Source organism: Thioalkalivibrio sp. ALJ7, assembly GCF_000376865.1.
Taxonomy (GTDB): Bacteria; Pseudomonadota; Gammaproteobacteria; order Ectothiorhodospirales; family Ectothiorhodospiraceae; genus Thioalkalivibrio.
This window is the reverse complement of record NZ_AQXQ01000004.1, coordinates 70,176-84,927: the sequence shown is the minus strand read 5'-3', so window position 1 is coordinate 84,927 and position 14,752 is coordinate 70,176. Positions and strand designations below refer to the sequence as shown.

16 protein-coding genes are annotated in these 14,752 nt (G+C 65.2%); 4 read left to right on the top strand and 12 right to left on the bottom strand.

The genetic code is table 11. The annotated features are described in order from the left end of the window. Positions 1–7 precede the first annotated feature (7 nt). From D002_RS0100835 to metG, 9 genes are all read right to left on the bottom strand, one after another. Positions 8–703: an electron transport complex subunit E gene (locus D002_RS0100835; RefSeq protein WP_018140024.1), complete on the bottom strand. Its 696-nt coding sequence runs from the start codon at positions 701–703 to the stop codon at positions 8–10. Next, on the bottom strand, positions 700–1,395 hold the full coding sequence (rsxG, locus tag D002_RS0100830; RefSeq protein ID WP_018140023.1) for an electron transport complex subunit RsxG: 696 nt from the start codon (positions 1,393–1,395) through the stop codon (positions 700–702). The genes D002_RS0100835 and rsxG overlap by 4 nt, the downstream gene beginning before the upstream one ends. After that, positions 1,388–2,449 (bottom strand): electron transport complex subunit RsxD, encoded by a 1,062-nt coding sequence (rsxD, locus tag D002_RS0100825; RefSeq protein ID WP_018140022.1) that lies wholly within the window; start codon positions 2,447–2,449, stop codon positions 1,388–1,390. Before rsxD ends, rsxG begins: the two co-directional genes overlap by 8 nt. Then, entirely contained in the window at positions 2,449–4,095 is a 1,647-nt protein-coding gene (rsxC, locus tag D002_RS0100820; RefSeq protein WP_018140021.1) for an electron transport complex subunit RsxC, read from the bottom strand. Before rsxC ends, rsxD begins: the two co-directional genes overlap by 1 nt. Positions 4,096–4,127: 32 nt before the next feature. Next, entirely contained in the window at positions 4,128–4,712 is a 585-nt protein-coding gene (gene rsxB / locus D002_RS0100815; RefSeq protein WP_018140020.1) for an electron transport complex subunit RsxB, read from the bottom strand. Next, on the bottom strand, positions 4,709–5,287 hold the full coding sequence (rsxA, locus tag D002_RS0100810; protein WP_018140019.1) for an electron transport complex subunit RsxA: 579 nt from the start codon (positions 5,285–5,287) through the stop codon (positions 4,709–4,711). The genes rsxB and rsxA overlap by 4 nt, the downstream gene beginning before the upstream one ends. A gap of 418 nt (positions 5,288–5,705) precedes the next feature. Then, a complete protein-coding gene (locus tag D002_RS0100805) occupies positions 5,706–6,404 on the bottom strand; it encodes a hypothetical protein (RefSeq protein WP_018140018.1) in 699 nt (232 codons plus the stop codon). Continuing rightward, positions 6,401–7,021, bottom strand: coding sequence for a methylthioribulose 1-phosphate dehydratase (mtnB, locus tag D002_RS0100800; protein ID WP_018140017.1), 621 nt, complete (start codon positions 7,019–7,021; stop codon positions 6,401–6,403). The genes D002_RS0100805 and mtnB overlap by 4 nt, the downstream gene beginning before the upstream one ends. A gap of 101 nt (positions 7,022–7,122) precedes the next feature. Next, the gene (metG, locus tag D002_RS0100795) at positions 7,123–9,162 is read right to left on the bottom strand and encodes a methionine--tRNA ligase (protein WP_018140016.1); all 2,040 of its coding nucleotides are present in this window, start codon (positions 9,160–9,162) and stop codon (positions 7,123–7,125) included. Positions 9,163–9,621: 459 nt separating this feature from the next. On the opposite strand from metG, the gene apbC reads away from it, so the two are divergent. From apbC to D002_RS0100775, 4 genes are all read left to right on the top strand, one after another. Next, positions 9,622–10,713 (top strand): iron-sulfur cluster carrier protein ApbC, encoded by a 1,092-nt coding sequence (gene apbC, locus D002_RS0100790; RefSeq protein WP_018140015.1) that lies wholly within the window; start codon positions 9,622–9,624, stop codon positions 10,711–10,713. 23 nt (positions 10,714–10,736) lie between these two features. Then, on the top strand, positions 10,737–11,303 hold the full coding sequence (dcd, locus tag D002_RS0100785) for a dCTP deaminase (RefSeq protein WP_018140014.1): 567 nt from the start codon (positions 10,737–10,739) through the stop codon (positions 11,301–11,303). Positions 11,304–11,331: 28 nt separating this feature from the next. Beyond that, positions 11,332–12,237: a carbamate kinase gene (locus D002_RS0100780; protein ID WP_018140013.1), complete on the top strand. Its 906-nt coding sequence runs from the start codon at positions 11,332–11,334 to the stop codon at positions 12,235–12,237. Between the two features lie 83 nt (positions 12,238–12,320). Continuing rightward, positions 12,321–12,542, top strand: coding sequence for a hypothetical protein (locus D002_RS0100775; protein ID WP_018140012.1), 222 nt, complete (start codon positions 12,321–12,323; stop codon positions 12,540–12,542). 48 nt (positions 12,543–12,590) lie between these two features. On the opposite strand, the gene D002_RS0100770 is transcribed toward D002_RS0100775, so the two are convergent. The 3 genes from D002_RS0100770 to fnr form a co-directional block, all read right to left on the bottom strand. Then, entirely contained in the window at positions 12,591–13,160 is a 570-nt protein-coding gene (locus D002_RS0100770; RefSeq protein WP_018140011.1) for a DUF2058 domain-containing protein, read from the bottom strand. Between the two features lie 73 nt (positions 13,161–13,233). Continuing rightward, positions 13,234–13,740, bottom strand: coding sequence for a DUF2390 domain-containing protein (locus D002_RS0100765; protein WP_018140010.1), 507 nt, complete (start codon positions 13,738–13,740; stop codon positions 13,234–13,236). Further along, positions 13,733–14,464, bottom strand: coding sequence for a fumarate/nitrate reduction transcriptional regulator Fnr (gene fnr, locus D002_RS0100760; protein WP_026181420.1), 732 nt, complete (start codon positions 14,462–14,464; stop codon positions 13,733–13,735). The genes D002_RS0100765 and fnr overlap by 8 nt, the downstream gene beginning before the upstream one ends. Between the last annotated feature and the right edge of the window lie 288 nt (positions 14,465–14,752).

Here is a 14,752-nt window from a genome sequence, read left to right as displayed (position 1 = left end):
GTGAGAATCAGATATTGCCGGCCTCGGGCTCGGCTGCGGTGTCCTCGGCGCTGGGCGCGGGTTCGGCTTCGAACTGGCTGTCGATCCAGTTCTTGGCGGCGATCAGCAGGCCCATGGCCATGAAGGCGCCCGGGGGTAGCAGGGCCAGCAGGAAGCCATGTTCGGACGGATACAGCTGCAGGGTCATGCCATGGCCCCATTCGCCGAACAGCAGGTGGGCATTGTCCATCAGCGTGCCCTGACCGAGGACCTCGCGCAGGGCCCCCAGCGCGATCAGAACGCCGGTGAAGCCAAGCCCCATCATCAGGCCGTCCAGTGCCGCGCGGGGCACAGAGTTGCGTGAGGCGAAGGCCTCGGCACGCCCGATGATGGCGCAGTTGGTCACGATCAGCGGAATGAAGATCCCAAGGATCAGGAATAGCCCGTGGAACCAGGCGTTCATCGCCAGCTCGATCGCGGTGACGATGGAGGCGATGATCAGTACGTACACCGGGATGCGGATTTCCGGACGGGCATGGTTGCGGATCAGCGAGACCAGCACATTGGACAGCAGCAGGGTCAGGGTCGTGGCAATGCCCAGGCCGATCGCGTTGACCATGGTGCCGGAGATGGCCAGCAGCGGGCACAGGCCCAGCAGCTGCACCAGCCCCGGGTTGTTGTGCCAAAGTCCGTCGCGAATGATCTCGGTGAGGGTCGGGTTCATCGAGTGGCCTCGTCCTCTGCGTTGGCGTCTGCCTGCGGGACCGGCTCGGTGGGCGAGGTGCCTTCTTCCGGGCGGGTAGCCAGCAGGTCGTCGCGGTGTTCGTCGAAGTATTCCAGCGTGCGGCGCACGGCGCGAACCACCGCACGTGGGGTGATGGTGGCGCCGGTGAACTGGTCGAACACACCGCCATCCTTGCGGACGGTCCAGTCATCCGCCGGGGGATTGCCCAGGGAGCGGCCGTCGAAGTCGCGGATCCAATTGGAGCGTTCGGCCTCGATGGCGTCGCCCAGCCCAGGCGTCTCGCGGTGTGCGGACACCCGCACGCCCTGCAACTCACCGTCGCGGTCGACACCGATCAACAGGTGAATGTCTCCGCTGTAGCCATCCGGGGCTACAGCGGAAAACACGATGCCGACGACCTCGTCGTCCACGTCGCGGGCGAACCAGGCGGGAAGGTTATTACCCCCCAGTAGCTCGTGGCCGAGCGTAGTGGTGTCGTGCACCGGGTCGTTGCGATAGTCGAGTTCGCCGGTCAGTTCCGCGATGCGGTTGCGGTTGACCTCCATGCGGTTTTCCTCGATGCGCGCCTGGGTCGAGTCCTGTACCAGCGCGACAATCCCGGCGCCCGCGGCGGCGAAGCCGGCGAGCAGCACGGTCGCCAGTGCAATGTCACGGGCCTTCAGGTTACGCATGCCCGTCCCCCGGAGGCGGCCCCCGGCGCGAACGGCCGAAGATGCGCGGGCGCGTCAGGTGGTCCAGGGTCGGCGCCACCATGTTCATCAGCAGCACGGCGAAGGCCACTGCGTCCGGGTAGCCGCCCCAGGTGCGAATAACGAAGATCAACAGGCCGATGCCGGCGCCATACAGGATGCGTCCCAGCGGCGTGGTGGAGGCGGAGACCGGGTCGGTGGCGATGAAGAAGGCTCCGATGATGACCGCGCCGGAGAACACGTGGAAAGCGGGCGAGGCGAAGGAGTCCGGGTCCAGCATCCAGAAGAAGCCGGCGGGGATGGCCACACCCAGGATCACGGCCACCGGGATATGCCAGTGAATAATCCGCCGGAACAGCAGGTACAGCCCGCCCAGCAGGAAGAAGTTGCCGATCCATTCCCACTGGGTTTCGCTGAAGCTGCCGAACAGCGGGCTGGCGGTGACCTCGCCGACGGTGCGCCCCGAGCCTAGCCCTTCACGCATCGCATCGAGGGGTGTCGCCCGCGAGAGGGTGTCCCATTCCAGGGCGGCGGGGAGGCTGCCGGTGAGGACGGTCTGCAGCGTCTGGCCGAGACCGAGCGACAGATCCGATAGGGCTTCGGGGGCGGGCCATAGGGCCATCTCGCGCGGGAACGAGACCAGTACCACCACGTAACCAACCATCGCCGGGTTGAAGGGGTTGTAACCCAGCCCGCCGTACAGGTGCTTGGCCACGATGATCGCAAAGGCGATGCCGATCAGGGTGACCCAGACGGGCGTGAGCGGGGGTATCGCGAGGGCGAACAGCCAGCCAGTCACAATGGCCGAGTTGTCGCCCAGGGTGGCCATCACCGGGCGCTTGCGGGCGGCCACGATGGCGGCTTCGAAGGCCACGGCGAACAGTACCGCCAGGGCCACGTTGACCAGTACGCCCCAGCCGAAGAACCAGACCATGGCCAGAGTGCCGGGCACCAGGGCCATCAGTACCTGTTGCATCACGCCGCCCACCGAGTGGGCCGGGATCATGTGCGGGGAGGATTCCGTGCGAAAGCGCATCAGCGGCTGTCCCCGTCCGTGGGTGAGGTGTCGGAGGTGGTGTTAGATGTCTCGTCCGGCCGTTCACCAGAGGCCCCTTCGGACCCCGGCTCGCCCTTCTTCTCGGCGGCTCGTGCTGCCTTCTTCGCGCGGGCGCGTTCCAGTGCGGCCTGGATCGCCGCCTGTTTCTCGTCGTCGCCGCCTTCCCCCCCTTCCTTTTTCTTGACCGCGGCCCGCTTCTTGGCCATGCGCTCGGCCTTTTCCTTCTCCTCGCGCTCGATGCGTTCCTGACGGAACTCGTAGCGTTCACGCGCAAGATCGGATTTCTGCCGCTCTTTCTCGCGCGCCCAGATCTCGTTCTTGGCGTAGCGGTAGTACTGCACCAGTGGGATGTTGCTGGGGCAGACATGCGCGCAGCAGCCGCATTCGATGCAGTCGAACAGACCGTAGTCCTGAATTGCGTCGAAGTCCTTGGCCTTGGCCTGCCAGTACAGTTGCTGTGGCAGCAGTTGGGCCGGGCAGGCCGCCGCGCATTCACCGCAGCGGATGCAGGGCATCAACGGGCCGGGTGGGGGCGTGTCCTGGGGGCGGGTGGCCAACAGGCAGTTGGTGCCCTTGATGACGGGGATGGCGTCGTCGTGGACGGCGAAGCCCATCATCGGGCCGCCCATTATCAGGCGGTCGACGCCTTCGGCATAGCCGCCAGCGGCTTCGATGACATCGGCGAAGGGTGTACCCAGCAGGGCCTCGACATTACGCGGATGCTGTACCCCCGGACCGGTGACAGTCACGATGCGTGAAAGCAGCGGACGCCCCTGGATGACCGCATCGCAGACGGCCTTGAAGGTGCCCGGGTTATTGCAGACCATCCCGATGTCCGCGGGCAGGCCGCCGCTGGGGACCTCCTGGCCGGTGAGGACCTTGATCAGCTGGCGTTCGCCCCCGGTCGGGTAGATCGACGGGACCGACACCAGCCGGATGAGGGAGCGCAGCTCGTCCGGCAGGGTTTCGGTCAGTGCCCGCATGGCCTCGGGCATGTTGTCTTCTACCGCGAACAGTACGCGTTCCACATTCAGCAGATGCGCAACGATGCGGATGCCTTCGAAGACCGCATCGGGGGCGGTGCGCAGCAGCATATCGTCGGCGCTGATGTAGGGCTCGCACTCGGCGCCGTTCACGATCAGCGTGTGGATGCGCTGGCCGGCGCGCGGGTTCATCTTGACCGCAGTGGGGAAGGCGGCGCCTCCCAGCCCGACGATCCCGGCATCGCGTATGCGCTGGCGCAGGCGGCGGGGGTCGCGGGTGTCCCAGTCGAGCCAGGGCTCCATGCGGCTATCGCCCCAGTCGTCGTGGCCATCGCTATGCAGGATCACACAGGGCGCGCTGAGGCCCGATGGGTGGGGCACCGCGTGGTCGGTGATCTCCACCACCTCGCCCGAAGTGGGGGCGTGCACGTGGGCCGCGATGTAGCCCTTGGACTGCCCGATGCGCTGGCCCTTGGAGACGTGGTCCCCGACGACTACACAGGGTTCGGCCGCCTCGCCGATATGCTGGCCCATGGGGACCACCAGGCGTGACGGCACGCCCATCACCAGCACCGGATCGCGGGTGCTGGTGTCGGTTGCGTCGGCCAGTTTCAGGCCCCCGTGGAAACGATGCAGCTGCATAAGGACATTCTAACGGTTTGCGGCGATCCGGCTTAGCCAGACTGCCGCGAACCGTCCACGATCGTATGTATGGGCCGCTCGATCGGCGAGGGTTCCGGTTCCGACCAGCGCCATTCGGTGATGTCGGTGTGGACCGGGACCATGGTGATGCAGTCCACCGGGCAGGGTTCGATGCACAGCTCGCAGCCGGTGCACTCTTCCTCGATGACGGTGTGCATCTGCTTGGCGGCGCCGAGGATGGCATCGACCGGGCAGGCCTGGATGCACAGGGTGCAGCCGATACAGATGTTCTCGTCGATGACCGCGACGGCTTTCTCCTGCTCTTCCTCTTCAAGCGGTGTCGGTTCGCGGTCGAGCAGGTCGGCCAGGGCCTGGACGGTGGCCTGGCCGCCAGGTGGGCAGCGGTTGATGTCCGCCTCACCGGCGGCGATGGCCTCGGCATACGGGCGGCAGCCCGGGTAGGAACACTGGCCGCACTGGGTCTGCGGGAGCAGGGCGTCGATTTGGTCCACGACGGGATCGGATTCGACTCGGAAGCGCTGGGCGGCAAAGCCCAGGATGACCCCGAACAGGGCCGCCAGGCCGCCGATCGCGAGGATGGCGTAGAGCACGCTCACAGCCGCACCAGCCCGGAGAAGCCCATAAAGCCCAGCGACATCAGCCCGGCGGTGATCATGGCGATGGCACTGCCGCGGAACATCACCGGCACATCGGCTACCGCGATGCGTTCGCGGATCGCGGAGAACAGGATCAGGACCAACGAGAAGCCGACCGCCGCGCCGAAGCCGTAGAGCGCGGATTCGACGAAATTGTGCGCTTCCTGGACGTTCAGCAGCGCCACGCCCAGCACTGCACAGTTGGTGGTGATCAGCGGGAGGAAGATGCCCAGCACGTTGTACAGAAGCGGCGAGGTCTTGCGCACGACGAGCTCGGTGAACTGCACCACAGCGGCGATCACCAGGATGAAGGCGATGGTGCGCAGGTACTCGAGCCCGAGCGGGATCAGCAGGTATTCGTTGATCACGTAGGAGCTGACGGCGGACAACGTCAGTACGAAGGTCGTGGCCAGGCCCATGCCGGTGGCCGTCTCGACCTTGCGCGAGACCCCCATGAACGGGCACAGGCCCAGAAACTTCACCAGTACGAAGTTGTTCACGAGGATCGTACTGATGAGGATCAGGACGTATTCCAAGTTCGTTCCGCGGGTTCGGGTTAATTCCGAGGCGTCAGGTCAACAACACAGTATCGGGGACCGCCACCACCGACTCAACCCTTCGGGATGCGCGGGGATCCCGATGATCCCGCCGTCTCCTAGGGAGACGCTGATTTAATTGCACGTCCGCGCTCGAGTCGCTTTTGCGTGCGAACAAGGCGCGGTGACTGCCGTGCAGTCATTCTGCACAAGGGAGCCGCAACGCCGTTCCCACGCCCGTTTTTGATAACAACGGGCGGCCGAGCCCCTGCTTTCCATGGCTTGTGGGGTTGGTGCCCCCTGTTCCCCGATCCTGCGTTGCGCCGCTTGCGGGTAGAACCACTACCCGCTGCACGACGCGCCTTGTCTCGGAAAACAGGGGGCGCCAACGCGGACGTGCAATTAAATCAGCGTCTCCCTAGCCGTTTTTCGGGACGAGCGAGTCCAGGCTGCGCAGCGGGTGGTGGTCCGTGGCGTCCGGGTCGGGGGTGGGCCGGCCCGTCAGCAACCAGGCCTGGTGGGCCGCGTCCAGCTCGTCACGGCGGGTCGACAGCACCAGGACCGTTTCCGGCGTGAGGCCAATCTCGTCCGCCAGACGGCGGTAGCTGCCAGCGTCACGACGCCCGCCGATGCGGGTGTCGAACCAGCCGCTCAGGAGCTGTTCGGTCTCCGGGTGCGGGCCATGCCGCAGCCAGTCGCGCTGGACCGGTGCCGGGGTCGCGCCGAAGCTGTACAGGGCGACACCGGACTGATGCAGTCGTGCCAGCGCCTCGGCAGTGGCGTCGGAGAGGTCGGGCTGCAGCGCGCCGGCCTCCAGCGCGTCGGCCCAGACCAGGCCCTGTAGCTGACGAACGGGCGTGATGTCCTGCCCGCCCCGAATCCAGGCACGGATCTGGGACAGCATGCCGTCCACGTCCAGTTCACGTCCGGAGTAGGCAAGGATGTCCGACAGCGTGCGCTGGACGGCCGTGGATTCGGCATGGCGGTCGAGGAAGTCCGGTAACGCCTCCAGCGCGTGCGGTTCCAGGGTGTCACGCAGTACGCCGGACGGGGCCAGGATGCCCTCGAAGGCCAGGATCACGGCCTGAGGGGTCGGCAGGGGTGTGGTATCGGTCATTGGGGTAGCTGGCGCGCCAGCGTCTCGCATTCGAACATGAACTCGAAGGCCTCGGTGCGCTGCATGGCCAACTCCACCGTCTGGCCCCAGGTGTAGAGGCCGTGCCCGCTGATCAGGTAGCCGGCGAGCGCCGGGTCGCGGTCCATCGCGGCATCCACCTGGGCGGCCAACTGGCGCATCTCCGGGTGGTTGGCAAATACGGGGACCCGGATGCCCTGGGTCGGGTGCTTGCAGCCGGGCAGCTCGCGCAGGGCCTCGTAGTCGCGCAGCATCAGCGTTCCACTGACCTGACGCGACAGCACTGTGCCATGAATGCTGTGGGTATGCAGCACGGCCCCGAGCTTGGGGTCGCGGCGATACATAATGATGTGCAGGAAGGTCTCGGGGCTGGGCTCGCCGCTGCCGGCGATCAGGTGCCCTTCCAGGTCGACGACCATGAAGTCGTGCGCATCCAGCAGGTCCTTGCTGCGACCGGGTGCGGTAATCACGATGTGCTGATCATCAAGGCGCGCGGAGAAGTGCCCGGTGCGCGCGGGGAGCCAGCCACGGTCCGCGAGTTCGCGTCCGGCTTCGGCCAGCAGGCGGACCTGCGCTTTGAATTCTGGGCTTTGTTCCATGCGTCCGGGGGTCGAGAAAAGAGCGGCAGCTTACGCGAGCCGTGAGTGCAAATCCATGCCCGCGGTGGTCAGTGACCCAATCTCGCGGGATGCGCCGGGCACTACTTGACGCGCATGCCGGGGCGGGCGCCCTCGTCCGGGTTCAGGATGTAGAGCTCCGAGCCGCCCGGGCCGGCGGCCAGCACCATGCCCTCGGAGACGCCGAAACGCATCTTGCGCGGCGCAAGGTTGGCGACCATCACGGTGTGGCGACCGATCAGATCGTCCGGCGCGTAGGCCGACTTGATGCCGGCGAACACCTGGCGGGTCCCGGAGCCGATATCCAGCGTCAGTTTCAGCAGCTTGTCGGCGCCTTCCACGCGCTCGGCATTGGCGATACGCGCGATACGCAGATCCACTTGGGCGAAGGTGTCGAAGTCGATGGTCTCGGCGATCGGGTCCACGTGGGTCTCCGGCGCGGCGGGAGCGGGAGTGGCGGGGGCCTCGGTCGCGGCCAGGGTGGCCTTCGAGGCCTCCAGCAGCTTTTCGATGGTTTCCGGCTCGATGCGGGTCATCAACGGCTTGAACTTCTGGATGGAACGGCCGACCAGTGGCTGGCGACTGGCCCAGTGCATGTCATCCAGGTTCAGGAACGCGGCGGCGTCGGCGGCCAGCTTCGGCAGCACCGGGGCGAGGTAGACCATCAGGATACGGAACAGGTCCAGGCCCTGTGTGTTGATGGCCTGGACCTCGGCCTCGCGGCCCTCCTGCTTGGCCAGTACCCAGGGCTGGGCTTCGTCGATGTACTGGTTGGCCTGATCGGCCAGGGCCATGATGCGGCGCATCGCCTGGGCGAACTCGCGCTGCTCGAAGGCCTGGGCGATAGTCTCGCCCTCGGCTACGAACGCCTCGTGCAGGTCCAGGCGTGGCAGTTCGGCGGCCAGTTGGCCGTCGAAGCGCTTGTTGATGAAGCCGGCGCAGCGGCTAGCGATGTTGACCACCTTGCCCACCAGATCCGAGTTCACGCGCTGGGTGAAATCGTCCAGGTTGAGGTCGAGGTCGTCCACGCCGTCGCCCAGCTTGGCGGCCAGGTAGTAACGCAAGGACTCCGGGTTCAGGTGGTCCAGGTAGTCGCGGGCGCGGATGAAGGTGCCGCGCGACTTGGACATCTTCTGGCCGTTGACGGTCAAGAAGCCGTGGCAGAACACCGCCGACGGGGTGCGAAAGCCCGCACCGTGCAGCATGGCCGGCCAGAACAGGGTGTGGAAGTAGGCGATGTCTTTGCCGATGAAGTGGTACAGCTCGGCGTCGGAGTCCGCGCCCCACCAGGCGTTGAAGTCCAGCCCGCGCTGGTCGGCCAGGGCGCGGAAGCTCGCCATGTAGCCAATAGGGGCGTCCAGCCAGACGTAGAAGTACTTGCCGGGCGCGTCGGGGATCTCGAAACCGAAGTAGGGCTTGTCGCGAGAGATGTCCCAGTCGCTCAGGCCGGTATCGAACCACTCGTCCAGCTTGTTGCGGATCGCGTCCTGCAGGCGCCCGGAGCGGGTCCAGTCGCGCAGGAAGGCCTCGAAGTCGCCCAGCTTGAAGAAGTAGTGTTCCGAGGCTCGTGACTCCGGGCGCGCGCCGCTGATGGCCGAGACCGCGTCTTTCAGGTCCATCGGGCTGTAGGTCGCGCCGCAGGCCTCGCAGGAGTCGCCGTACTGCTCTTCGGCGCCGCACTTGGGGCAGGTGCCCTTGATGAAACGATCCGGCAGGAACATCCCGGCCTCGGGGTCATAGGCCTGGTCGATGGTGCGGGTCTCGATATGGCCGGCGTCGCGCAGGGCGGTGTAGATCTCGCTGGCCAGGGCGCGGTTCTCGTCCGAATGGGTCGAGTGGTAATGGTCGAAACCAATCAGGAACTCGCCGAAGTCGGCCTCGTGTTCCTCGCGCACCCGGGCGATCAATTCCTCCGGCTCGATGCCCTCGGCCCGAGCCTTCAGCATGATCGGGGTGCCGTGGGCGTCGTCCGCGCAGACGTAGATCACCTCGTGCCCGCGCGAACGCTGGAAGCGTACCCAGATGTCCGTCTGGATGTATTCGACCAGGTGGCCCAGGTGGATCGGGCCGTTGGCGTAGGGCAGGGCGCTGGTGACGAGGATCTTGCGCGGGGTGTCGGTCATCTGGGCTTGGGCCTTCGGTCGAGGATCCGGGTTCGCGGGAGCGGCTATTGTCCGGTGTGCCTGCCAGCTTGTCGAGGCGTGCCGCGGGCTTCCGTGTATTGTCCACAGAACCTGTGGATAAGTCTGTGGGAAACCCGGTGGAATTCCCCGCCAAGCCTTGTCGCGCAAGGCCGTGTGACAAATTGGTTAAAAATCGACCAACCCTTAAGAGTCGTTATTTAACAGAAAGATAAGAGCTCTTTGTGCGATGGAATATGGGGTTGTGCGCCTATCTTGGCGGTTGTCCATCCACTGCACAGAGATTGTGCATAAAAAAGCGCCGATGGGGGTTGACAGATGGCCCCGATAGCGCCGTTTGGTCGAATAGAAAGGACGGGCCGCGCGTGTTGCCATTGGCGTCCCATCCCGGGACCAGTAGAATCGCGCGATCACTCCCAAACACCGGATACGACGATACCCATGGCCGAACTCTCGCGAGAGCAGATCGAAACCGCCCTGAAGACCGTTCAGGACAAATACCTCGAACAGGACCTGGTCGCCGCTGGAGCGGTCAAGGATATCCGCGTGGACGGTGCGCGGGCGGCCATCGATATTCAGATGGGCTATTCCGCCAATGGCTATCACGACGAGTTGCGCGCCGCCATCCAGGGCGCACTCGCCGGGGTCGCGGGTCTCGAGTCGTCGGAAGTGACCATCAACACGAAGGTTACGAGCCACGCGGTGCAAAAGAGCCTCAAGCCGATGGCCGGGATCAAGAACATCATTGCCGTCGCCTCCGGCAAGGGCGGCGTAGGCAAGTCCACCACGGCGGTGAACCTGGCGCTGGCACTGGTCGCCGAAGGTGCCAAGGTGGGTATCCTGGACGCAGATATCTATGGTCCCAGCCAGCCCCGCATGCTGGGCATCAAGGGCAATCCGGAGTCCAAGGACGGCAAGTCCATGGAGCCTATGGAGGGTCACGGTATTCAGGCAATGTCGATCGGCTTTCTGATCGAAGAGGACACGCCGATGATCTGGCGCGGTCCGATGGTGACCCAGGCACTGGAACAGCTGCTGAACGAAACCAACTGGAAGGACCTGGACTACCTGATCATCGACCTGCCGCCAGGCACGGGCGACATTCAGCTGACCCTGTCGCAGAAGATTCCGGTGTCGGGGGCAATCATCGTGACCACCCCGCAGGACATCGCCTTGCTGGACGCCCGCAAGGGGCTTCTCATGTTCGAGAAGGTCGAGGTACCGGTGCTGGGCATCATCGAGAACATGAGCATCCATATCTGCTCCAAGTGCGGTAACGAGGAATACATCTTCGGCCAGGGTGGCGCGGAGAATATGGCCGAGGAATACGGTGTGGACATGCTGGGTGCGCTGCCGCTGGATATCCGCATCCGCGAGCAGGCGGACGGTGGTGAGCCGAGCGTCGTGGCGGACCCGGATAGCCGTATCGCGGAGATCTACCGCGAGATTGCGCGCCGCACCGGTGCCAAGCTGGCCGAACAGTCGAAGGACTACAGCAGCAAGTTCCCGAATATCGTCATTCAGAACAACTGATTCGGGACACCAGGGATAGGCCCATGAGTATCAAGTCGGACCGCTGGATCCGGGAGATGGCCGAGCGTGAGGGCATGATCGAGCCCTTCGAGCCCGGTCAGATCCGCTATCGGGACGAGCAGCGCATCGTTTCCTACGGCACGTCCAGCTACGGCTACGACGTGCGCTGCTCGGATCACTTCAAGATCTTCACCAACATCAATTCCAGCATTGTCGACCCGAAAGGCTTCGACGAAGGCAGCTTTGTGGATGTGCAGTCGGATGTCTGCATCATCCCGCCGAACTCTTTTGCCCTGGCGCACACGGTCGAGTATTTCCGTATCCCGCGCGACGTACTGACCATTTGCCTGGGTAAGTCGACCTATGCCCGCTGCGGCATCATCGTGAACGTCACTCCCCTGGAACCCGAGTGGGAGGGGCACGTGACGCTGGAGTTCTCGAACACCACGCCGCTGCCCGCCAAGATCTACGCCAACGAGGGAGTGGCGCAGATGCTGTTCCTGCAGTCCGACGAGGTCTGCGAGACCTCCTACAAGGATCGTGGCGGAAAATATCAGGGCCAACGCGGCGTTACGCTGCCGCGTACCTGACCCCTTTCCGAATGTACGGAGGCCCGCCATGCGCATTGTGATCGCGCTGGGCGGCAACGCCCTGCTACAACGTGGCGAGTCGCCCTCGGCCGAGGCGCAGCAGCGCAATGCCCGCATAGCCGCCGAATCCATTGCCGCCCTCGCGCAAGAGCACGAGGTCGTGGTGACCCATGGCAATGGCCCCCAGGTCGGGCTGCTGGCCAATCAGGCGGAGTGCGACCGCATAGCCTGGCCGCTGGACGTGGTTGGGGCGGAGAGCCACGGCATGATTGGCTACATCCTGGCGCGGGAGCTGCACAACGCCCTGGGCAGCGACCGGGTCGCGAGTCTGCTGACCCAGACCGAAGTCGACCCGAACGACTCCGCCTTTGATCACCCGGAAAAGTTTATTGGTCCCACCTGGGATGAATCCCGTGCGCGAGCGCTGGCGGACGAGCGGGGCTGGGACATTGCGCCCGATGGGGAAGGTTGGCGGCGTGTCGTGGCCGCGCCGGAGCCGCAACGCCTGCTGGGGATGGAGGTAGTTCGTGCGCTGGTTGAAGCCGGTGCGCTCACGATTTGTGCCGGGGGCGGTGGCGTACCCGTCGCGCGCGATCGCGCCGGACGCCTCTACGGGGTCGAGGCCGTGGTGGACAAGGACCTGACGGCCGCGCGACTGGCGGAGCATCTCGAGGCCGATTGGCTATTGATGCTCACCGATGTCGATGGGGTCTATCTGAACTGGGGCACGCCGGATGCGCATCGGCTGAAGGCCTTGCTGGTGACGGCGGTGGATCCACGTGAGTACTCGGCGGGTTCCATGGGGCCCAAGATGGAGGCGGCTCGGCGCGCGGCGCAGGCGGGCATTCGCACCGGCATTGGGTCACTGCAGGATGCTGCCGCGATTGTGGCCGGTCGGGCCGGTACCCGGATCTTGCCGGTGGGCGCCCACTGAAGCCGTGCCGGCTGGAGCGGTTCTTGCGCGCGGGGCGCTGAGGTTGCAGGCTTGTCCCACCGGAAGCGAAACGAGTGAAAGTGATGCGAGAAATTCAGCGAGCCGCACCCATGGTGATCGGGTTAACCGCCATCGGGCTTCTGGTCCTCGGCTGTGGTAGCGGCGAACCGGAGCAATCCGAAGCCGCTCCGGCGCAGAACCTGGGCGAGGGCGGTTTTACGCCGCAGGACATGTCCAACGACGAGGCCCGCCGTCCGCAGCAAAGTGGCATGCCCAACGCGGATGTGAAGCGCGCGACGGACTAAACGGCTTCTCAGAGAGTTGCAAGGGGAGTGGGCACTCCCCTTGGGCGTTCACCACATGAGGTCGTCGGGGACGACGTAGTCCTTGTAAGGATCATCCGGGTCCGGTTCCGAGCCACCCGTGTCGTCCTCTGCCGGGATCACTAAAGGCCATTCCGGGTCGCGTTCGCGGATCCGATCGGCAATATCACGCGGAATCACGCGGAATCCCTTCTCCGGGCGGATCTCGAGTCCTGCGATCGCGGCGCGGCCGTCGATCAGGCGTGTTTGCAAGTCGGCCGTCACGGGGATGTGGCGGATCTGCCCAGCCTGCTGAAAGTGATAGTCCAGGGCTGCATCGCCGGTCGGGATGGGCGCCAGATGCTTGCTGACCAGTTCACGGATCTGCGCATGACGCGCCCGGCGCTCGGCGCGTTCCTGCTGCTCGCGATTCTTCTGCCGCGAACGCTCGGCCTGCTCGGCCTTGCGCGTCTCGGCCACGCCGGGCTCCGGTGCCTGACGGTCCTTCTTTTTCTTCTGGTTCCCCTTCTGGGCCTTGTGCTTTTGCGTCTTGGCCTTGCGAACCTGTTTTTCGTCCACCAGCCCCGTCTTCAGGAGCTGGCTGCGCAGATCGTCGGACATGAATCCTGCCGTATTCGGTCAATGTGCCGGGGAGCATAGCTGGAATGCGGCCCTTCGTGCAGTCAGTGTTTCCCTAAGGGGTGCGATCCATGGTGCCGGGCCCGGCGTCATTCGCCGCGTCCTGCAGGGTCTCCAGCAGGGCCTTACGTTCGTCCTTGGGGACCTCGGGAAACAGCCGGTCCAGCCGTTGCCGGTGGTCGATAGGGAATGCCGTGATATGCGGGAGCCGCCGGGCGCGGGCGTGGAGCAGCTGGCCTTCCAGGTGTTCGCAGCGCAGCTCGAGATCGAGCACTGCGCGATAAAGGGAAGTGCGTTCCGGTGTTCGCAGGCGGCGGCGCAGGGCCCGAATGCGCTGGGTTCGCGAGTCCTGCCAGGCGCGGGCTTCGGCCTGGAGCTGATGCCAGTGGCCGGGTGCAAGGAGTGCCGGAAACCAGAGCGCATAGAGGAGCAGCATCACGTCGACCCCGAACGTGTCCTGCCAGTGCAGCAGCCGGTCGCGGGCGGTCGGATGGTTCCAGACGCGGTTGGCGTACTGCCAGAAGCGGGCGAAGTCGCCTGCCGGCGAGTCCGTGTCAGGCACTGCTCGCGGCGGAGGTGAGGGTGACGCCGGCGGTGTTGCGCAGAGTGTCGGGTTCCAGGATCTGGAGATCGCGGGTATGCAGGTTGATCACACCCTGGTTGCGTAACTGGGTGAACAGGCGGCTGATCGTCTCCTGGGTCAGCCCCAGGTGATTGGCGATGTCCGCCCGGGACATTGGCAGATAGAAGTGGTCCGGCGCCAAGCCCCTGGCGCGATGCCGCTCGGAGAGGGTGATCAGGAAGGTGGCCAGGCGCTGCTCGGCGCTGCGCTGGCCGAGCAGGGCATGCAGGCTTTCGTCCTGCGACAGTTCCTGACTCATCACGCCCATCATGTGTTGGCGAAAGGTCGGCAGGCGCCCGGCAAGATCGTCTACATGGGTATACGGAACGGCGCACACGCTGGTGGATTCCAGGGCCAGTGCGCTGACCGGGTGCTTGCCGGAATGGATCGCGTCCAGCCCCAGGAGATCGCCCGCCAGGGCAAAGCCGGTGATCTGTTCCGTCCCGTCGTTGGCGATCAGTACGGTCTTCAGGGCGCCGGTGCGAACCGCGAACAGGGTGTCGAACTTCGCGCCCATACTGAATAGCGCGGAACCCTTGGCGATGGGACGGCGTTGCTGGACGATCTCGTCGAGCTGCCAGAGTTCTTCCTGCGGCAGGCCCATGGGGAGGCACAGTTGGCGCAGGGTGCAGTGCTGGCAGGCGTGCGTAGGTCGAAGCGTCATACCTTCAGGGTAGCCGTTTTCCCGGCGTTTGGGGAAGCGATTTTCGAGGCGTGCCATCCGGGCCTGGAATGCGCTACTGTCCGTGTTAAGGAGACGCTGATTGAATCGCACGTCCGCGTTGGTGCCCCCTGTTTTCCGAGACCAGGCGCGTCGTGCAGCGGGTAGTGGTTCTACCCGCCCGTTTCTGATGGATTCGGGGCGCAACGCAGGATCGGGGAACAGGGGGCACCAACCCCACAAGCTATTGAAAGCAGGGGCTCGGCCGCCCGTTGTTATCAAAAACGGGCG